The 20,643-nt window shown below is 63.0% G+C and carries 11 protein-coding genes and 1 pseudogene; 9 read left to right on the top strand and 3 right to left on the bottom strand.

All coding sequences use genetic code 11. From position 1 onward, the window contains the following. Positions 1–3 precede the first annotated feature (3 nt). Entirely contained in the window at positions 4–570 is a 567-nt protein-coding gene (gene rfbC, locus K9U40_RS10885) for a dTDP-4-dehydrorhamnose 3,5-epimerase (RefSeq protein ID WP_282890219.1), read from the bottom strand. A gap of 301 nt (positions 571–871) precedes the next feature. Between rfbC and K9U40_RS10890 the strand changes: the two genes are divergently transcribed. Further along, on the top strand, positions 872–2,011 hold the full coding sequence (locus K9U40_RS10890) for an AGE family epimerase/isomerase (protein WP_282890220.1): 1,140 nt from the start codon (positions 872–874) through the stop codon (positions 2,009–2,011). A 27-nt stretch (positions 2,012–2,038) separates the two neighbouring features. Here the strand turns inward: K9U40_RS10890 and K9U40_RS10895 are convergent, their stop codons facing one another. Continuing rightward, on the bottom strand, positions 2,039–3,490 hold the full coding sequence (locus K9U40_RS10895) for a mannose-1-phosphate guanylyltransferase/mannose-6-phosphate isomerase (protein ID WP_282890221.1): 1,452 nt from the start codon (positions 3,488–3,490) through the stop codon (positions 2,039–2,041). A 241-nt stretch (positions 3,491–3,731) separates the two neighbouring features. Then, complete coding sequence (locus tag K9U40_RS10900; RefSeq protein WP_282890222.1) at positions 3,732–5,048, bottom strand: UDP-glucose dehydrogenase family protein; 1,317 nt, start codon at positions 5,046–5,048, stop codon at positions 3,732–3,734. A 549-nt stretch (positions 5,049–5,597) separates the two neighbouring features. On the opposite strand from K9U40_RS10900, the gene K9U40_RS10905 reads away from it, so the two are divergent. From K9U40_RS10905 to K9U40_RS10940, 8 genes and pseudogenes are all read left to right on the top strand, one after another. Beyond that, positions 5,598–7,892: a GNVR domain-containing protein gene (locus K9U40_RS10905; protein ID WP_282890223.1), complete on the top strand. Its 2,295-nt coding sequence runs from the start codon at positions 5,598–5,600 to the stop codon at positions 7,890–7,892. A 950-nt stretch (positions 7,893–8,842) separates the two neighbouring features. Further along, on the top strand, positions 8,843–9,955 hold the full coding sequence (locus tag K9U40_RS10910; protein WP_282890224.1) for a glycosyltransferase: 1,113 nt from the start codon (positions 8,843–8,845) through the stop codon (positions 9,953–9,955). A gap of 73 nt (positions 9,956–10,028) precedes the next feature. After that, positions 10,029–11,087: a glycosyltransferase family 4 protein gene (locus K9U40_RS10915; protein WP_282890225.1), complete on the top strand. Its 1,059-nt coding sequence runs from the start codon at positions 10,029–10,031 to the stop codon at positions 11,085–11,087. Positions 11,088–11,411: 324 nt separating this feature from the next. Continuing rightward, positions 11,412–12,662 carry a glycosyltransferase gene (locus K9U40_RS10920; protein WP_282890226.1) on the top strand — a complete coding sequence of 417 codons (1,251 nt, stop codon included), beginning with the start codon at positions 11,412–11,414 and terminating at the stop codon, positions 12,660–12,662. A 22-nt stretch (positions 12,663–12,684) separates the two neighbouring features. Further along, on the top strand, positions 12,685–13,644 hold the full coding sequence (locus K9U40_RS10925) for an NAD-dependent epimerase/dehydratase family protein (RefSeq protein ID WP_282890227.1): 960 nt from the start codon (positions 12,685–12,687) through the stop codon (positions 13,642–13,644). Positions 13,645–14,031: 387 nt separating this feature from the next. Continuing rightward, on the top strand, positions 14,032–15,117 hold the full coding sequence (locus K9U40_RS10930) for a glycosyltransferase (RefSeq protein WP_282890228.1): 1,086 nt from the start codon (positions 14,032–14,034) through the stop codon (positions 15,115–15,117). A 134-nt stretch (positions 15,118–15,251) separates the two neighbouring features. Beyond that, on the top strand, positions 15,252–16,559 hold the full coding sequence (locus K9U40_RS10935) for a hypothetical protein (RefSeq protein WP_282890229.1): 1,308 nt from the start codon (positions 15,252–15,254) through the stop codon (positions 16,557–16,559). A gap of 1,274 nt (positions 16,560–17,833) precedes the next feature. Then, positions 17,834–20,643 (top strand): annotated as a pseudogene (locus tag K9U40_RS10940) (hypothetical protein); the annotation flags it as partial.

The following is a 20,643-nucleotide window of genomic DNA, read 5'->3' on the forward strand; positions in this document are numbered from 1 at the left end:
ATCTTACCTGCCCGCACAGGCGAACGGGCTGTCGAAATCCTTGAGGCGGGGCAATATCCTGTCCTTGTCGGAGAGGATGGTCTCGCCGTCGAAGCCCCAGTCGATGGCGAGGTCGGGATCGTTCCAGATGATTCCGCATTCGCTCGCCCGGTCATAGAGCGCGTCCACCTTATAGGCGACGCGCGTGTCCGGGGCGAGGGTGCAAAATCCGTGGGCGAAACCCTGAGGTACGAACAGCTGCTCCCCGCCCTCGGCGGTGAGGCGGGCGCCCACCCAGCGGCCATAGGTGGGCGAGCCCTTCCGCACGTCCACCGCTACGTCGAAGATGGCGCCGGAAAGCACCCGCACCAGCTTGGCCTGCGCGAAGGGGGGCGCCTGCATGTGGAGGCCGCGCACCGTGCCCGGCAATGCCGAGAGCGATTCGTTGTCCTGGAGGAAGTCGGCAGCGATCCCGTTCGCCGCATAGAGCGGCTTGACGTAGGTCTCGCAGAAATAGCCCCGCGCATCGCCGAAGCGGCGCGGCGTCACGAGGATGACCTCTGGCAGGTCGAGGGGTTGAAAGGCCGTCATGATGCGCTTCTAGGGTCCGCGGCCGGCGAAGGCAACGGCATGGGGTATCCGTCATCGCATGGCAGGGCGGTGGCACCGGCGTGGGGCGGGGTTCCGGCGGACCTGTCCCGGCGGCATCCGCCCGCGCGGTGAAACCCGTGGAAACGTGGGCCTCGACGCATTTTCCTGATGCCGGCCGGTGCCCGCTTCGGGCAACGCGTTCTCTTTCTTGAATTTAGAGGGCGATTCACCGCTCAGATTGATTCAACCAGATCGGATCGCGCTCTAATGTATCGATCCGTTGAGGTATGGGGTGATGGTGATGGCCCTTCTGGAAGCGCAGGCCCGCTGGGCGCGTGAGTGGCTGTTCGATGCGGCGTTGCCGCTGTGGTGGAAGGTGGGGGCCGATCCGGCGGGCGGCTTCCATGAGAAGATCGCGCTCGACGGCACGCCCGTGGCGGCGTCTCGCCGCCTCCGGGTGCAGGCGCGGCAGGCCTACGCCTATATGGAGGGCGGTCGGCTCGGTTGGGACGGCCCCTGGCGGGAGGCGGCGCGGCACGGGCTGGACTTCCTGCTGGCCCATTATCGCCGGCCCGATGGCCTGTTCCGCACCCTGGTCGCGCCCGATGGCAGGCCCCTCGACGAAACCGCGGACCTCTACGACCAGGCCTTCGTGCTGTTTGCGCTGGCGCATGCTTACACCACCGGGCTTGGTGGCGACGAACTGGTGGCGGCCGCCCGCACGCTGGCGGCGCAGCTTCAGGCCGAGCGGGGCCATCCCGCAGGCGGCTTCGAGGAAGCGCGTCCGCGCGTGCTGCCGCTGCGCTCCAACCCGCACATGCATCTGCTCGAAGCCAACCTCGCCTGGGTGGCGGCGGGTGTCGCCGCACCCTTCGCCGACGTGGCGCGCGGCATCGTCGCCCTTGCCGCCACGCGCCTCATTGATCCCGAAACCGGCGCCATCGGCGAATATTATGACGGCGACTGGCACTTCGCCGCCGACGCGTCCGGCGAGGTGCGCGAGCCCGGCCACCAGTTCGAATGGGCTTACCTGCTCGACCATGTCGGCCCGGTGCTGGGGATCGACCATCGGGGGGAAAGCCGGCGCATGTACGGGTTTGGCGCACGCTTCGGCATCGATCCGGTGCGCAAGGCGGCGGTGTTCGCGCTGGATGCGACGGGGCAGGTGAGCGACCCGAGGGCGCGGCTCTGGGCGCAGACGGAACGCCTGCGCACGGCCCTGGTCTTCGCCGCCGCCGAGACCGATGCCGACACCCGCGCGGCCTATGTGGCTGCGGCCGAGGAGGCCTTCGCGGTGCTCCAGGTCTATCTCGACGTGCCGGTGCGGGGCCTGTGGCGTGACCAGTGGCTGCCGGACGGCGGCTTCGTGGAGGAGGCGGCGCCAGCCTCCTCCTTCTATCACATCCTCTCCGCCCTGGCGGTGCTGCTGAAGGCGGACTGAGGCCGGTTCGGATCTACCGGCGCGCCCTCAGGCGCGCTGGTAGATGTCCTCGAAGCGATGGATGTCGTCCTCGCCGAGATAGGAGCCGGTCTGCACCTCGATCAGCTCCAGCGGGATGCGGCCGGGATTGCCGAGCCGGTGCACGCTGCCGATGGGGATGTAGGTGGATTCGTTCTCGTGCACCGTGTAGCTGCGATCCGCCACCGTCACCTCGGCGGTGCCGCGCACCACCACCCAGTGCTCGGCCCGGTGATGGTGCTTCTGCAGGGACAGGATGCCGCCCGGCTCCACCACGATCTTCTTCACCTGGAAGCGGTCGCCCTTGCACACGGTCTGGTAGGTGCCCCAGGGGCGGTGGATGGTAAGATGTTCCTCCACTTCCTTGCGGTTGGAGTCCTTGAGGGCCGAAACCAGGGCCTTCACGTCCTGGCTGCGATTCGAGGGCATCACCAAAACCGCGTCCTCGGTGGCGATCACCGAGACGCCGTCGAGGCCGATGGCCGTCACCAGCGGGCCATCCGACCGCACGAACGAATTGCTGCTGTCGAGAAGCTGCACCGTGCCGACGGTGACATTGCCCCTCTCGTCCTGGTTTCCGATCTCGTGCAGGGCATCCCAGGAGCCCACGTCCGACCAGCCGAAGCTGCCGCGCACCACCGCCGCGTGCCGGGTGCGCTCCAGCACCGCGAAGTCGATGGACTTGGCCGGCGACGACTTGAAAGCCACAGGGTCGAGGCGCAGGAAGCCGAGGTCCGATTTCGCCTCGGCGACGGCCACGCGGGCGGCATCGGCAATGGCGGGCTCGAACATCTCCGCTTCCTTCAGCAGCAGGCCCGCCGGGAAGAGGAAGTTGCCCGAGTTCCAGAGATATCCGGCCTCCACATAGCGCTGAGCCGTGGCGCGGTCCGGCTTCTCCACGAAGGAATCCACCTCATAGGAGCCCCGCTCGTCGATCTGGGTGCCGAGGCGGATGTAGCCGTAGCTGGTGCGCGGCTCGGTGGGCTCGATGCCGAAGGTGACGATGCGGCCGAGGCGGGCGGCATCGGCGCCGATCTCCACCGTCTTCACGAAGCCGGCGGGGTCGAGCACCACGTGGTCCGAGGCGAGCGCCAGCACCAGCGTTTCGGGGCCGTAGGTCTCGGCCACCCAGACCGCGGCCGCGATGAGGGCCGGGGCGCTGTCGCGCCGCGCCGGCTCCAGCATGACGGTGGCGTCGATGCCGGCGTCGCGCGCCTGGCGCTGGGCGAAGAAGCGGAACTCCTCGTTGGCCACCACCACCGGATTGGCGAACACCGGACCCGGCGCCGCGCGCAGCAGGGTGTCCTGGAACATGGTGTTCTCGGTGGCTAGCGGCAGGAACTGCTTCGGCAGGCTGTTGCGCGAGAGCGGCCAGAGGCGCGTTCCGGAGCCTCCGGCCAGAATGACCGGGACGATCTTTCCGCCGGCCGCCTTCGGGGATTCGGTGGACGAAGTGGTCATGGCGCGAGCCTCAAGCTGGGTTCTGGTCACGTTGCTACAAGCAACTGGCGTGGTCCACAAAGAAGTGTCCCGAGACCTTTGCCGGGCAGCAGTAAAACCGCCGCCCGGCCTGGAACTGGATCCGTTCAGGCTGCCGGAGCCCGAGTGGTCAATCCGTCTCTGAGCCTAAGAGGGAGCACGATTGCCGATCGGATGACATGCCAGCCGACCGGAACGTCCTCCCGCCTCCGCGACCGCCGTTTCAGGCGTCGGCGAGGCCGCGCCCGACGCTGCTGTACTTGAAGCCGAGGCCCGTCATTTCGTCCGGGCGATAGATGTTCCGCAGGTCAACCACGACCGGCTGGGCCATCATCGACTGGATGCGCTTGAGGTCGAGCGCGCGGAAGGCGTCCCATTCGGTGACGATGACCAGGGCGTCGGCCCCGTCCGCCGCCTGATAGGGGCTGTCCACGTAGGTCACGTTGCCCAGCACCAGCTTGGCCTGCTCGACGCCTTCGGGATCGTGCGCCTTGATCACCGCTCCGGCGTCCTGGAGGGCGGTGATGATGGAGATGGACGGCGCGTCGCGCATGTCGTCGGTGTTGGGCTTGAAGGTGAGGCCGAGCACGCCGACGGTCTTCCCACGCACCGAGCCGCCGAGCGCGGCGATGACCTTGCGGGCCATGGCGCGCTTGCGCTGGTCGTTCACCGAAACCACCGTCTCCACGATGCGGATGGGCGCATCATAGTCCTGGGCGGTCTTGATGAGGGCGAGGGTGTCCTTCGGGAAGCAGGAGCCGCCATAGCCGGGACCGGCATGCAGGAATTTGGAGCCGATGCGGTTGTCGAGGCCGATGCCGCGGGCCACGTCCTGCACGTTGCCGCCGACCTTCTCGCACAGGTCCGCGATCTCGTTGATGAAGGTGATCTTGGTGGCGAGGAAGGCATTTGCCGCATATTTGGTCAGTTCCGCCGTGCGGCGGGAGGTGAACAGCAGCGGCGACTGGTTGAGGAAGAGCGGCCGATAGAGGTTGGTCATCACCTCCTTGGCGCGTTCCTCGTCGGTGCCCACCACGATGCGGTCGGGCCGCTTGAAATCAATGATGGCGGCGCCTTCGCGCAGGAACTCGGGATTGGAGACCACGGAGAATTCGGCGTCGGGCCGGGTCTCGCGGATGATGCGCTCCACCTCGTCGCCGGTGCCCACGGGCACCGTGGACTTGGTGACGATCACCGTATAGCCGCTCATGGCATTGGCGATGTCGCGCGCGGCCTGATGGACATAGGACAGGTCGGCATGGCCGTCGCCGCGGCGCGACGGCGTGCCGACGGCGATGAACACCGCTTCCGCATCGGCGACGCCTTCGGCGATGCTGGTGGTGAAGAACAGGCGCTCGGCCTTGACGTTGGAGGCAACGAGATCGTCGAGGCCAGGCTCGAAAATCGGGATCTCACCACGCTTGAGTGCAGCGATCTTGCCCTCGTGCGTATCGACGCATGTCACGGTATGGCCGAAATCCGCAAAGCACGCGCCGGAGACCAAGCCCACATAGCCCGCTCCGATCATGGTCACACGCATGGCCCAGCCCTGTCTTGTGCAACTTTCGCCCTAAGGCTTCGGTCGCATGTTGCATCGCAGCAGGGATTAGCCCTCCGTGGGCAAAATCTCAATGAATTTTTGCCTGCGGAGGGCCATCTGGACCCGACCTCAGCGACGCACCCCCGCGCCGCGCTGCGCGCTGAAGGTGTGCCCGCCCGCGACGCGCGCAGGGGTGAATGCCGCATCGCACGCCGGGATGCGGCCCGGCTCTTGATCATTCGTGCGGCCGGATGAGGTGTTTTCGAGCAAATGCTCGAAAACACGAGGGGATTCGCCATGGCGTCGAAGTCGAAATTCTCATTTTGCGACGCGGGAGCATGGGGAGGCCTGTTCCGCTGCGGAGGGGCATCCGCGGGAACGGCGCGGGGATGGGCCGCATGCAGCGAAGCCGGGGGGAAGACGACTTTTTTTGGCCGAAGTGTGCCGAGATACCTTCTGTGTGCGCCGCAGCACTGGCCTTCACGACGGGGGCGCGCTAACGTGGCCCGCGAGAGTTGTTATCTAGTGTAGCCACGAGGGGTCTCATCCGTGCTGCAGTCTCCGAAAAGGTCGAGCGGAGGGCTTCGCTACGAAGGTGGCTCTCAGGGAGAGAGTTCCATTCCTTCCATCGATTTCTCCGGCATCCTGGCGGCGGTCCGTCGCCAAATGCGGCCGGTGCTGATCGGTATCTGCATTGGCGCGGCAGTGGGGCTGGCGTTCTTCATTGCCAAGACGCCGGTTTATTTTGCTGGCACACAGTTGCTTCTCGACAGCAAGTCGAAGGTCAATGACGAGGTGGCGGTGACGGCCCTGTCCGAGCTCGGGCTCGACACCGGGGCCGTGGACAGCCAGGTCGAGGTGCTGAAGTCCCTGAACATCGCCAACTCGGTGATCGCCAAGGTCGGCCTGGACCGGGTGCTCGACGACAACACCGTGCAGTCACCGGTCGCGTCAGTGATTTCCGCGCTGAAATCGGGCATCCGCTCCATCAAGGAAGCGATCCTTCCGCCGCGCAAGCCGACACCTGAGGACGTGGAGGCGGCGCAGCGCGAGGCGGCCCTCGCGTATCTTGCGGGCAACATGTCGCTGAAGCGGGTCGGCCGGACCTACGTGATCGAGATCGGCTTCGCATCGACCCAGCCCGACAAGGCCGCTCAGATCGCGAATGCCTTCACCCAATCGTATCTCGACGACCAGTTCTCCGCCAATTTCGAGGCAACCCGCCGCGCAACCGACTGGCTTCTGCCGCGCATCCAGGAACTGCGCCAGAAGGCCATCGAGACCGATCTCGCGGTGCAGAAGTTCCGCGGCGAGAAGGGCCTGATCACGACCTCCACCGGCTCGCTGGTCAATGAGCAGCAGGTTGGCGAGATCAATACCCAGCTGGTCCTTGCCCGCTCGGACGTGGCCCGCGCCGACGCGAAATACGATCGCATCCAGTCCATCATCTCGGCCGGGCAGATGGATGCCGCGGTGTCCGAGGCCATCGACAATCCCATCATCGTGGAGCTGCGGAACAAGGCGACCGCGGCTGCAAAGACCGAGTCGGAGCTTGCCGCCAAGCTCGGTCCGAACCACTACCAGGTGCAGCGGCTGCGATCGGACCTGGCCGAGTACCGGCGGTTGATCTTCAGCGAGCTCGGTCGTATCGCCGAGAGCTACCGCAGCGAGCGGGACATCGCCATCGCCCGCGAGAAGGCGCTTGAGGCGCAGCTGAAGAATCAGGTCGGCCTGACGGACGTCGCGAACAAGGACAAGGTGGCGCTCCGCGAGCTCGAGCGCGAGGCCGACACCTACAAGAATCTCTATGAGACCATGCTGCAGCGCTACCAGGAATCCCTGCAGAAGCAGTCGTTCCCGGTTTCTGAGGCGCGAGTGATCTCGGCGGCGACGGTGCCGTCCCAGCCCGCATCGCCGAAGCTGGCCCTATCCGTCATCCTCGGGGCCATCCTCGGCTTTATCGGCGGCGCCGGGTATGGCGCGGTGCGTGAGCTTCGGGACCTCGGCTTCCGCTCGGCCTCGCAGATCCGCGATCTGCTTCGGCTGGAATGCATCGGTGTCATGCCGCGAATCTCGCCGCGACAGTTGGCCCTGGTTCCGCCCATCGCCAAGTCCGGACCCGGCCAGGTGGGCGGCTCGGGGATGATGCGCTATGCCACCAACCACATCCTCTCGCCCTTCGCGGAGACGCTGCGCAGCGCCAAGGTCGCGGTGGATTTCGCCGTGGGCGAAAAAGTGCCGAAGATCATCGCGCTCGCCTCGGTCCTGCCGACGGAGGGCAAGTCGACGATCAGCAAGAACTTCGCCTCCATGCTCGCCCAACTGGGCACGCGGACGGTGCTGATCGATGCCGACCTGCGTTTCCGCGGGCTGAGCGACGACATCGCGCCCCATGCCCAGAAGGGGCTGTTCCACATTCTCAGCCAGGGCGCGCCGGTGTCTTCGGTGATGATGGTGGAGGCTGAAACGGGCCTCGGTTTCATTCCGGCGGGCGCGGATATCGGCAGCGCCCACACCAGCAACCTGGTCTCGTCGCCGGCCATGGGCCAGCTGCTCGCGGATCTGGGGACCAAGGCGGATTATATCGTCATCGACCTCCCGCCCCTTGGCCCGGTGGTCGATGTTCGGGCGGCCGCCAAGTATTTCGATGGCGTCCTGTTCGTCTTGGAATGGGGTGCGACGTCGCGCGACCTGGTGGTCGACGCCTTCGAGGCCAATCCGCAGGTCTATGAAAAGTGCATCGGCGTGATCCTGAACAAGGTGGATACGCACCGCCTCCATTTCTACACCAGCAAGGTGCCGCAGGACGGCCTGCACAAGAAGTACGCCGCCTATTACGGCTGACACCGCACAGGCCGGGGGCGCGGCACCCAGTTTGTGCCGTGTCGCTCGGCCTGTTTCGGCTCCGGACCACTCTTGCGGGCCGCGGGCCAGGCAGCGTTCCACGACCTGAATCGAGTGGCGCCAAGGGTATGGATACCGCAGTGCACAATGGCGCTTTCGAGATGCCCTGTGCCGCAATCCGTTACCGGCCGAGAAAGGGGCGGCGGCACAAGAAGTGGCTTGGTCGCTTTAAATTTTCAACTGATTCATCAATTGCTTGCCGAGATGGACACCCTTGTCTCCCGACGGGGGCCTGACCTGCGGCGCTCCTGTCGCAGGGCGCGCGCCGCAAGCGGATTGCATTGCCTTGTTCTATAGTGTTATGTGCAATGCACACAGGCTGTGCAGCAAATCCGAGCAGACTCCTAACCTAACGCGTGCTGGGGCGATGACGTTCGAATGGCTGTCGATTCCGAAAATCGCCATGCTGCCGCCGCGGTGATCGCTGGCAGCGGCATCTGTATCGGCTTCGCGCGCGAGGCTTCAGGCCACGGCGCTTGCGCCAGCAGGCCGGGTATGCTCTCGCGCCGACGATCGAGAAGGCGCGCCCGGGCGGCCTCAGCCGCGAGCCTCCGTGGGCCGCATATGACCGGCGCCAGTGAAGAGGTGCGTCACTGCGGCCATGATGGTGGGGAGACAACCATTATTGCGGCTTTCGCAAGGACGCAGTATGGCAATCGCGTCGAGACATTCCACCTAGTCAAGACCTGTTTCCCGCCTTTCTTGGGTGAAAGCTTGCCATCTGCAACCTGAATATGAACAAGGCGCGGGAACAATCTGTCGGGGAAAGAATTGTCAGCCCGATCGCCGGGAAATAGAGCGAGGGTGTCCCGGCATCGGTCGGATTTTTGTGTTGGGACGCTTTGCAGGACGACCACCATGCCCGCCATGACGATTTGAGGTCGAACAGCATGAAGACAGCGATTGTCCATTATTGGCTCGTGGGTATGCGTGGTGGCGAGAAGGTCGTGGAAGCGCTCTGCGAGCTGTTTCCCGACGCGGACATCTTCACCCTCGTTGCCGAGCCGGAGAATCTCTCCGAGAAGATCCGGCGCCACAAGATCACGACCTCCTTCCTGCAGAAGATCGGCGGCAAGAAGCATTATCAGAAGATGCTGCCGCTGATGCCGTTCGCAATCGAATCCTTCGATCTCACGAAGTACGACCTCGTCATCTCCAGCGAGGCCGGTCCCGCCAAGGCCGTGGTGACACGTCCGGATGCGCTGCACATCTGCTATTGCCACTCGCCCATGCGCTACATCTGGGATCTGGAATCCCAGTATCGCGAATCCGCCGGCAAGCTGACGCGCGCGTTCATGAGCCTCACCGGCCCCTCCCTGCGTCAGTGGGACGTGACCACGGCGAACCGGGTCGATACCTTCATCGCCAACTCGCAATATGTGGCGAAGCGGATCTGGAAGACCTACCGCCGCGACTCCACGGTGATCAATCCGCCGGTGGATCTCTCGCGCTTCACCGCCTCGGACGATCTCGACGACGCCTATCTGTGCGCGGGTCAGATCACGCCCTACAAGAAGATCGAGGTGGCGGTCGAGGCCTTCAACAAGATGGGCAAGCGCCTCGACATCATCGGCAGCGGCGGCAGCAACCAGCTGAGGAAGATGGCCGGCCCCACCGTGCGCTTCCTCGGCGCGGTGGATGACAGGGAGATGGAGCGCAAGTTCGCGCGCTGCCGCGCCCTCATCTTTCCGGGCGTCGAGGATTTCGGCATCGTGCCGCTGGAAGTCATGGCGTCGGGCCGTCCGGTCATCGCCTTTGCGCGCGGCGGCGCGACCGAGACCGTGGTGGACGGCGTCACCGGCCTCCTGTTCCAGGAGCAGACGCCGGAAGCGCTGGCCGCTGCGGTCCACAAGTTCGAGGCGGAAGGCGTCCGCGGCACGCCCGAGGACTTCCGCGCCCATGTGGCCAGGTTCGGCCGGGATGTCTTCCTCTCCAACCTCCGCAGCTTCTTCGATGCGGAAATCGACCGTGCCGGACTGCGCCGCACCGCCGCCGGGATCTGAAGCCGTTGCCTCGCATATGCGGAGCCAGCCTCACGGCGGCGTCGTGCCGAGGTGCAGGAAGAAGCGCTGAGCCATGACCACTTTCATCAACGGCCGCTTCCTCACGCAGCACACCAGCGGCGTGCAGCGCTTCGCCCAGGAGGTGGTCAAAGCCCTCGACGTGCGTTTCCAGTCGAAGCCGCCCCGGGAGGACTGGGAATTGGCCATTCCGCCGGGCGCGCTGCGCGGCCTTGACCTGAAGGTCATCCGCGAGCGGGTGGTGGGCCGCAAGTCCGGGCATCTGTGGGAGCAGACGGAGCTGTGGTGGCACAGCCGGGGCGGGCGCCTCGTCAATCTGTGCAACAGCGGGCCGGTCATGCATCTGTCGAGCCTGACGGTCATCCACGATGCCATGATCTACCGGACCCCGCAGAATTTCTCGCGGGCCTACCGCACCCTGCATGGCACCCTCGGCCACCTGCTGGCGCGGACCTCGTGCATCGCCACGGTCTCGGAATTCTCGCGCCGGGAACTCCTCGATGTCGTCGGCGTGAAGGCGGTCGCGGTCATCCCCAACAGCTGCGAGCATGTGGCCGGCGTCACCCCGGATCCGGCCGTGCTCGAGCGCCTCGGGCTCGATGCGAAGGGCTACCTGCTGTTCGTCGGCTCGCCGGCGCCCAACAAGAACCTGAAGGCGGCCATTGCGGGCCTTGAGCGTCTCGGGGCAGCCGCGCCGAAATTCGTCATCGTGGGCGCAGCGCAGAAGGCGGTCTTCAGCGGCGCGGCCGAGGGCGACTCGTCCAAAGTTATCTTCTCGGGCCGCCTGTCGGATGCCGAGATCGTCGCCCTGTACCGGAACGCGCTCGCGCTGCTTTTTCCCAGCCTCTACGAGGGGTTCGGCATTCCGCCCCTGGAGGCGATGGTGCTGGGCTGTCCGGTCCTGTCGTCGGATATCCCCCCGGTGCGCGAGGTCTGCGGCGACACCGCCCGTTATTTCGACGCCCGCGATCCGGCCGCCATCGCCGTCGCGGTCAAGGCATTCCTGGACAGCCCGGAGACCCACGCGGAGATGGCGCGGCGCGGCATGGCACATGCGGCGGCCTTTTCCTGGCAACGCAGCGCCGAGGCGCTGCTTACGGCGCTGGACCGCTAGAGCACGCGCCGATCAACTTGCATCGCAAGCTGATCGGGTAACGCGTTCTCTTTCTTGAGTTTAGAGGGCGGTTCACCGATCAGATTGAATCAATCTGATCGGATCGCGCTCCAGGCGCGGGGCACACGGAGATCAGCGGGCGCCCGGGGCAAGGGCTGCCCGCGGGTGAGGGACGAGGCAAGGTTCGAGCGGGGTGGCGCCGGCCGCAGGCGGGCGTCTGGCGTGGGCCCTCGGGTTCATTCGGCGGCGGAGGCGTGCGGCACGCTTTTCGCCTGTTGCGGCCGGGATGGATCCGAGGCGGATGGAGCAGTGTGAGCACGACCCATGAAGATCTGCATCGCGTCACAGACATTCGCTCCGGAAGACGAGGGCGGGGCGGAAATCTCCGCCCGCATGGCGGCCATCGAGCTTGCGCGCCGGCAGCACGACGTGACGGTGCTCGCGCTCGGCCTGGAGGATGATCCCATCGCTCCGGTGGGCACGCATCGCCATCCCGAAGGCTTCACGATCGTGCGCATCCCTTACCACAACTGGCACCTGCCGGCGGCGCGCCAATCCGCAGCCGGCGCGCTCAAGAAGCTGGAATGGCATGCCCGCGCCGCCTGGGGTGCTGCCAGCCGCGATGATATTTCCCGCATTCTCGAGGCCGGTGGCTTCGACGTGCTCTACGCCCAGAATTCGGTGCGCATGCAGCCGGCGCTGTTTTCCGCGGCACGGGCGCTGAAGATGCCCATCGTCTGGCACCTGCGCGACTATGCCGTGCTGTGCCCGAAGACCAACATGTTCCGCGACGGCAAGAACTGCGAGGGCCAGTGCTTCGACTGCCGCCTCCTGACCTCGCGCGTGGGCGTCGGGGCGGGTGAGGGCATCACCGCCATCGCGGTCAGCAACGCGGTGCGCGAGCGCATCCTGAAGCACGGGCTTCTGACCAAGTCGCAGTGGCACGTGCTCTACAACACCAACACCAGCGAGCAGAAGTTCGATGCCGCCCTCATGGGCCGCGAGGCCCCGTCGAGCGATGTCTTCACCTTCGGCTATCTGGGCGGCCTGACCGAGGCCAAGGGTGTCGGCGATCTGGTGCGCGCGTTCGCGGGCCTGAAGGGCGCCGATGGGGCACGGCTGCTCGTCGCCGGACGCGGGCGCGACGATTACGTCGCCCATCTCAAGGAACTTGCGGCCGGCAAGCCGGTTGAGTTCCTGGGGCATGTGCCACCGGAGCGCATCTATGCTCTTGCCGACGTGGTGGTGGTGCCGTCGCGCTGGATCGAGCCCCAGGGGCGCATCATCGTCGAGGCGGCGGTCTATGGCGTGCCCCTCATCGGAACCGACAGGGGCGGTATTCCCGAGGTCCTGAAAGGCTATGGAATGGGCTGGTGCTACGATCCCGACCAGCCCGACGCGCTGTCCGGACTGCTCGATCGTGCGCTTTCCATTGGCCAGCAGGCTTGGTGGGCCCAGCGCGACGCGCTGTTCCCCGGGATCCGCGGCTATCAGGGGACTGCGGAATCCTCGCGCTATTACGAAAAGATCGAAGCCATTTTGAGCGGGTCGTCGTCGCCGCTTGCGTCGGCCTGACGCGGAAACGAAGGATCAAATCATGCAGGGTGCGAATATCATCTTCGGTGGATCCGGCTTCGTCGGGACGCATCTCGCGCGCAAGCTGACGGCCGCCGGCGAAGCGGTCATCTCCGCCGATATCAAGCCCCAGCGCGAGACGCTGCCGGGCGTGGACTATCGCATTGCGGACGTGCGCGATCTGTCCGGCTTCGAGGTGAGCCAGCCGGTGAAGTGCATCTACAATTTCGCCGCCATCCACACCACGCCGGGCCACCCCTTTTGGGAATATTATGATACCAACATCAACGGCGCTTTGGAGGTCAAGGCTCTGGCCGAGCGGCTGGGCGTGCCGGAGATCGTGTTCACGAGTTCGATCTCCGTCTATGGCCCTTCGGAGAGCATGAAGGACGAGAACACCAAGCCGACGCCGGAATCCGCCTACGGCTATTCGAAGCTGATGGCGGAACGGGTCCACCGGCTGTGGTTTGACGGGGCGCCGGGGCGCAGGCTCACGATCGTCCGCCCGGCGGTGGTCTTCGGCCAGGGCGAGCGCGGCAATTTCACCCGCCTCGCGCGGCTCCTTGAAAAGGGCTTCTTCATCTTCCCCGGCCGCAAGGATACCATCAAAGCCTGTGTCTACGTGGAAGACCTGATTGATGCCATCGGCTTCGCGCAGCGGAGCCCGGAGCCGTTCAAGTTCTTCAATGCCGCCTATCCGGAGCGTTACACGCTGGAGCAGGTCGTCTCCCTCTTCATCGAGGACCACTTCCCGAAGGGCAAGACCTACATGATCCCGCGCGGGGTGGTGATGGGCATGGCGACCGCCATGGGTAAGACACAGTTCCTGAATATCGGTATCCATCCCGAACGCGTGATGAAGCTGGTCCGCTCCACCGACATTTTTCCCTATTGGCTCGGGTCCAAGGGCTACACTTTTCCGTATAACCTGCGCGAGGGTCTGAAGCGCTGGTCCAATCAGAGCGGCAAGAGCTTTGATTGAACGATGATCTTGTGGTGCCGCAGCATCTTAGCATCCTCGTCGGGCCTGTATTGAGGTACGGCCTATTTGGGGGATGTTTCGGCCCGCTGAACGAGTTCAGAGGTCGGGCGGTCTGGCTATTCAGGTCGCTTGATTCACAATGACCTGAAAAATGAGGGAAAATTTCTTGCGTGCTGCAGGCTAAGTCAGCTGATCGCCGTGGGAGAGTCGGGCCACGGCGTGGAGGTTCTCTCAACGGAGGCTTTCTTTCGTCTAATTCTGTCGCAAAGTGCAAAAAAAGACTGGCGTTGGCGCATCCTTGGGTAAATCATTCTCGGGCGTCGCGCATAGGTTGCGCGCAGGTCGAGGGATAGGGAGTTTCCCAATGACGAACGCCTGTGAGTGAGCATGATGCGGCTGCTCCACGTTTGTGAAAGCGTGATTGGAGGCACGGGGTCCTATCTTTCGGAGCTCGTTCCGGCGCAAGTCGCGCTTTATGGCGCGGAAAGCATCGCGTTGCTGGTCCCGGAAAGTCAGCTGAACTATCTGGAGCCGCAGGTTCTGGAGTCCGGGGTCAGGCTGATCCCCTTCTCTCGCAAGTCTCGTTTCCAGGGGCTGTTCAACTTCATTGGAGTTTATCTGAAGACGCGGGCCGAGTTTCGGCCTGATGTCGTCCACGCGCACTCCTCATTCGCAGGACTTGTGGTCCGCGGCCTCGGCTTCGGGCGCGACTACAAGGTGGTCTTCTGTCCCCATGGCTGGTCGGTGGACATGAAGGGCGCCCGCTTCCTGCGGCTCGGCGCCGAACTCGTCGAGCGCATGCTGTCGCGAAGCGCAGACCAGGTGATCCTGATTTCGCGGCATGAGCACAAGCGGGCGAGGGATCTCGGCTTTACCGAGGATCGCCTCAGCCTCGTGGTGAGCGGGATAAGAGCCGACGCCCCCGACGGGCCGGCAGCCGAATGGAACGACGACCGGCTGAAGGTGCTTTACGCCGGACGTTTCGATTTTCAGAAGGGCGTCGACGTGCTGCTCGACGCGGTGGAAGGGCAGGAGGACGCGCTGAGCGTCCGCCTCGTCGGTAATTTCGTCGTCAACGAGCTCAAGCTGCCCGAAAAACTGCCCTCGCACGTTACCAATCTCGGATGGCTGGATCGAGCCGGCGTCTATGCCCAGATGCGCAGCTGCGACGTGCTGGTTGTGCCATCCCGGTGGGAGGGCTTCGGCCTCGTGGCCATTGAGGCGATGCGGCTGGGTGTCCCCGTGCTTGCCTCGGCGGTCGGGGGACTGAAGGAGATCCTGGGCGATGGTCAATACGGCATCGTGGTGCCGTCTGAAGATCCGGGCGCTTTGCGGGAGCGCTTGCTGTCCCTGACGCGCGAGGATCTGCGCGCCATTGCCGCGCGCGGTCGGGCACGCTTCCTTTCCACCTATTCGCTGGATCGCATGGTGCGGGAGATCGACGCGGTCTATGCCAGGATCCTGGCGAAATGATAGACTTCCAGCCCAGTCAGGCTCAGGTCGCGCGGCATCATGGAGCCTGATGCCGTGGACGCGCCCTGCTCCATATGGGACAGATAGGTCGCGGTCCGGTGCTGGTGGGTCGCGTTGGCCGTTGGGGATACTGAATGAGCGATGTTGCTTCCAGGGACCGCGGCCGCGATCGCCTCTTCATCTTTCTGGTCGTGACGTTTCTGGCATTCGTGATCCGCGATGGCCTGACCGGAGTCCTGCGTTATTCCCTGTCCCTCGTTCGACTGGACATGCTGTGGTTCATCCCGGATTTCATGTGCTTTGCGATCGTTGGAATATTCGCATACCAGCAGATCTTCGTTAAGCGAAATCTCATCGGAACCATTTTTGTCGTCAACTTCGTATTTTCGCTGATCGTCAGCACCCTGTTCATGCAGCTTGATATCTTGACGTTCTTGTCGAGCCTCAAGAGCCTCACACCGATCTTCGTCGGATTTGCATTCTACAATCGTGCCGCGACCGAGTTGCGGTGGGCGCGAATGATCCTCGTCGTGATCCTGATTGTGTCGGTGATCGGCGTCCTGCTGAACCCCTACATCGAATACCCGTGGATCGGTCTCACCACGAATGCGTTTGGCGTCGAGCGAACTGCAGGCAAGCTGTGGTGGGCCGGGGGGGAGGTGCGCTACGGTGGCTTCGCCGGGGACAGCACCATGGCGGCCTTCACCATCTTTACCGTATACGTGTTGATCAGCCCCTATTTCAGCAGGATCACGAACATCCTCATGTGGCCCGCCCTCGTGTGGGCGATCTCCGTGACCACGAGCAAGACGGCATTGGGCGTCATTCTCATCTATTTCATCATTTACCTCGCCACCATGCTGTTCCGCAGCCGCGGGCAGACCGTCGGCTTCCTCCAGGTGCTTGCCCGGCTGTCGTTCGTTCTCGTCCTCGTTCCGCCCGTCCTTATCCTTGTATTCGGTGGGTTTGACCTCTCGACGGTAAGCCCGATGCTGGGCAGCATGTCCGACCGAATTGACAATACGTGGCGTGGACCATTCCTGACGATCGCCGAGATTTTCCCGATCGGCTTGGTGATCGGATGTGGTGTGGGCTGCTATGCCTATCCCATGACCTATACAGCGTTGGCGGATCTCTACTTCCCGCTCGATAATTTCTATATGACGACTTATATGATGCTCGGATTTCCGTTCATCATTTTTGTGATATTGCAGGTCTATTTCGTCAAATTCTGCAACGATACCGCCAAGTTGTCGCTGCTCATCTTAATGAATGTCTATACCGTCACGGTTCAGTGCTACGGCCCATCTTTCGCAACGTTGACGGTCGGCTACGTCTTCAGCGCCGCTTTCGCTGTCCGAAGTGCTCGGGTGTCACGCCCATCGCTCTCTAAGCAGGCACTCCCGCAGAGCGCGCGTGGGGCGGGATTTGCGGCGGAATAATTCCCGGGCTGTCGCGAACGGGGTCGGCGAAATGGAGCGGGCGGTCCTGCGCGCGTTTCCGGTGCGGCCGAGGGTGGGGCGCGGCCGCTATAGGCGGTCGGCGGAGCGCCGGCCAGTGTCGCGGCGGCGACGGGGCCTTTGACAGGCGACGGGCCTTGCCAAGGCTGGTGAGGGGCAGTCGTGATGGGGCGCCGGTCTTTGCGATGCCGATGGAATCGTCTCCGGAGGCAAGAGGGGGGCGCGTACTTGAGCCTTCCCGCGCCGGCTCCGGCGATTTTCTCGCACCATCCGATCCGACAACTCTGGGTTCTCAGGTGCTGCGGCCGGGTGGCCCGTCATCGTCCCTGTCGCTGTGCTCCGGCTTGATCCGCACGCTGGCGCCGGCTCATTTCCTAAGTCGCAGATCGGTGTCAGCTTTTGTCAGCTCCGCGTCAGGTCCTGAGAGCGCATTTGTGTTGTGCGTTCGGGGCGGTGGGAGTTGGCTGCGGAGCAGAGCCTTCGGTACACGGTCATTTGCCAGCCGGATGCCGGGTTGAAAGCGGCTCATGCTTTGCGGCGAGACGCTTCGGCTTGGTGAGAGTTTAGGTGGCTGTCCTGTTCACAGGGCACGCTGTGCTCAATTGCACGCAAGAGCCAGCCGATTCCGCTGCGTTATGGACAACGCAAACGGCCTCAATTGGTAGCACGCAGTCGTTCCGGTGGAATGTTCCCGAATGTCGCCCGGCTTGTCCTGGGCCGCCATCTGCGCTGCGATTCAACTTATCCGATAGTGTGCATCGCCGCAGGAGGCTGCGTGGAATGGAGTGCTGATGCACAGCGCAGGGAGCGAACGAGGTCGGCATCGTGTGCGTGGCGATATGTCGCGCTTTGAGGGGGCTGCCTTGGGATGCGTTATCAATATACCCCCGACCGCGAGGCCGCCCTCGAAGCTGGTCCGCGTATGAAAGAACTTGTCGAAATAATAAGAAGATATTCTTATTTCGCATATTGCAAAGCGAGTAGTGTGTCTGCCGTCCTGCGCTGCAAAAAAACAAGATGCAAGCCAATGTAGTCAAAATGGTGCGCGTTGTTGCGACGCAACTTCAGATGAAAATTATTGCCTCGCGACGGACGTGGTATCCGGTGAATGATTTTTTGAAACCTCTATTTCCGGTTGCTGGCTCGGCTTAAGCAATCCCGGATACCCTTACAGAAGGGATGGCCTAGGACAGTTTCCCTTCGGCATCCCAGAAATATTTATCCGCAGACATGCGTCTTGGCGGGGAGCTCCACCTATGTCTCAAAATGCGACAACCCAGAATGGTGCGGCTGATTTCGTCAATTCTCTTGGGGTATCAACAAAGTCATCTAACTATATCGATGCCTACAAGAATGCGAGTTTGGTTATCAACTGCCTGGACTACCTGAACATTACGCTCGTTCGGGATTCATACAGTTTGTATGGCCAGGGCAAGGAGGTGGTTGACGCTCTTGCCGCGAGTGGAATTCGCTGCGATCTCGTGGTTGCAGACTATGTGGTGGCGGGCGGAGAGGAGGGCCTTGACGCCTATGTCGCGGCTCTAAAGGCGTTCGTCGCCGAGCATCCCGGAAGCCTCGTTGCGGTCGAGGGGCCCAATGAGGTAAATGAGGCCACTTTTTCCTATAATGGCTTGACTTCGGTAGAAGCAATCGAAGCCTTTCAGCGTGATTTGTACACGGCGATCAAGTCGGATCCGGATCTGAGTTCTGTTGTCGTCTACAATGTATCTGTAGCCGACAACTCGTCGACATATGGCATGCTCACAGATATGGGGGCCTATTCCGACGCGGCGAATGTCCATCCTTATCCGAATACGGGAAGGGCCCCGGACTCGCAGATGGAGGCCGCTTTCGGTCGTGGACAAAGCCTGTCGCAGGGCGATCCCATCGTCGTGACCGAAACGGGCTATTCTACGCTGTCCAGCGCCAACGGGATCGGCACCAGCGAGAGCGCCCAGGCCAAATTGATCCTGCAAAACATGCTGGATGCTTATGAAAATGGCGCCGCGCAAACCTATCTCTACGAGTTGCTCGACACGCCGACCCTAGGCACCGCCGATAAGCCGCAGGAGGCGAGCTTCGGCTTGTTCAATGCTGATGGCACGCCCAAGCTCGCCGCGACGGCGATCCATAACCTGACGACCATTCTTTCCTATGGCAATGATGGCAGCGCTTCTACGGCTCAGGATACGGATTTTACGCTGACAGGTGCACTCTCCAACACCCACTCGATGGTGCTGACAAAGTCTGGCGACGTGTATGACATCGTTGTTTGGGCCGACGTGACGGTGTGGGACGATGTCAACGACCAGGAAATCGTCAATGCAACCACTATGGTCACCGTCGATCTTGGCGAGACCGTTTCATCGGTCCGGGTCTATGATCCACTTAACGGTCTGACTCCCATCGCTACCTACACGAACGTCAGTTCTTTCACGATCCCGGTCAGCGATCACCCGCTCGTTATCGAAATCGGCGCGAGCGAAGCTGTTTCCGAGACGGCGACGACCGTCGATCCGGTTTTGACGATGACGTCTGCGGAATTCGTGGCGCAGATGGACAAGCTCGCCCAGGCCGACGGTCTCACCTCAATTACGCTCACGGATAGTCACGTTCTCGATGTGGCGTCCGTTGAAACGATGCAGTACGTGATCGCGAATTATGCCGATCTTCTTGCCAAGATCGATGGCGGGTACACATTTTACGTGTCATACGGGCAGTCAAGCTGGCAGACCGAGTTGCTGTTCGATGCGAGTGGGAATCAGACCGATCGAATTGAGACGACTCTCAGCAATGGTGTTGTGAATAGCGAAACCGAGTACCATAGCGATGGAACGATAGATTACTATAAATATAATATAACTGGTCAGACTTATACGAGTCAGCATCAGTTGTCCGACGCCACGGGCAGTATTATTCTGATCGAGCGCTTCCACGCCGACGGAACGCTGGACTACACCAAGACCTATGCTGCCGACGGCGGCACCGACACGGTCATCTACAATGCGGCGGGCGAGAAGATCAGCGAGGAGATCGTCGCGGCGGACGGCACCAAGACGACGGACACCTTCAATCCCTCGACGGGGGCGCTCACCCAGGAAATCGTAGATAGTTCATACGAGTATACCGTCCGAACTTATACAGATGGCCTTCTGACAAAGGTCATATCGACGAATAAGGGAACGGGCTACACGGATCACTATCTCTATAACATCACGGGCCAGACCTATGCGAGCCAGCACCAGGTGATCGACGCCAATGGCAAGATTGTGCTGACGGAGCGCTGGCACGCGGACGGAACGCTGGACTACACCAAGTCGGTGGCGGCGGACGGCACCACCGACACGGTGACCTACAATGCGGCGGGCCAGAAGATCAGCGAGGTCATCGTCGCCCCCAACGGCGACAAGACCACCAACAGCTACGACGCGGCGAGCGGAAACCTGACCCAGAAGCTCATCGACACGTCGACGGCCTATACCGCCAACACCTATACGGACGGGGTCCTGACCAAGGTCATCACGACCAGCAAGACGACGGGCTACACCGACCATTATCTCTACAACATCACCGGCCAGACCTATACGAGCCAGCACCAGGTGATCGACGCCAGCGGCAAGATCTGGCTGATCGAGCGCTTCCACGCCGACGGCACGCTGGACTACACCAAGACCTACGCCGCCGACGGCGGCACCGACACGGTGACCTACAATGCGGCTGGCAACAAGATCAGCGAGGTGATCGTCGCGGCGGACGGCACCAGGACCACGGACAGCTTCGATCCGTCGACGGGGAAGATCACCCTCGAGGTGGTCGAGAGCAGCAGCACGTACGTCACCCGGAACTATACGGACGGCGTTGTGACCAAGGTCACCACGCTGAACAAGACGACCAACTATACCGACACCTACACCTACAACATCACGGGCCAGACCTATACGAGCCAGCACGTGGTGACGGATTCGACCGGCAAGGTGTGGCTGACGGAGCGCTGGCACGCGGATGGAACGCTGGACTACACCAAGTCGGTGGCGGCGGACGGCACCACCGACACGGTGACCTACAA

This window comes from Xanthobacter autotrophicus (assembly GCF_030015065.1).
Classification (GTDB): Bacteria; Pseudomonadota; Alphaproteobacteria; order Rhizobiales; family Xanthobacteraceae; genus Xanthobacter; species Xanthobacter autotrophicus_D.

Excerpts from the sequence above, each read along its gene's own strand:
- K9U40_RS10930 (WP_282890228.1), top strand. The coding sequence starts at position 14,032 with ATGATGCGGCTGCTCCACGTTTGTGAAAGCGTGATTGGAGGCACGGGG.
- K9U40_RS10935 (WP_282890229.1), top strand. The coding sequence starts at position 15,252 with ATGAGCGATGTTGCTTCCAGGGACCGCGGCCGCGATCGCCTCTTCATC.
- K9U40_RS10910 (WP_282890224.1), top strand. The coding sequence starts at position 8,843 with ATGAAGACAGCGATTGTCCATTATTGGCTCGTGGGTATGCGTGGTGGC.
- K9U40_RS10895 (WP_282890221.1), bottom strand. The coding sequence starts at position 3,490 with ATGACCACTTCGTCCACCGAATCCCCGAAGGCGGCCGGCGGAAAGATC.
- K9U40_RS10900 (WP_282890222.1), bottom strand. The coding sequence starts at position 5,048 with ATGCGTGTGACCATGATCGGAGCGGGCTATGTGGGCTTGGTCTCCGGC.
- K9U40_RS10920 (WP_282890226.1), top strand. The coding sequence starts at position 11,412 with ATGAAGATCTGCATCGCGTCACAGACATTCGCTCCGGAAGACGAGGGC.
- rfbC (WP_282890219.1), bottom strand. The coding sequence starts at position 570 with ATGACGGCCTTTCAACCCCTCGACCTGCCAGAGGTCATCCTCGTGACG.
- K9U40_RS10915 (WP_282890225.1), top strand. The coding sequence starts at position 10,029 with ATGACCACTTTCATCAACGGCCGCTTCCTCACGCAGCACACCAGCGGC.
- K9U40_RS10925 (WP_282890227.1), top strand. The coding sequence starts at position 12,685 with ATGCAGGGTGCGAATATCATCTTCGGTGGATCCGGCTTCGTCGGGACG.
- K9U40_RS10890 (WP_282890220.1), top strand. The coding sequence starts at position 872 with ATGGCCCTTCTGGAAGCGCAGGCCCGCTGGGCGCGTGAGTGGCTGTTC.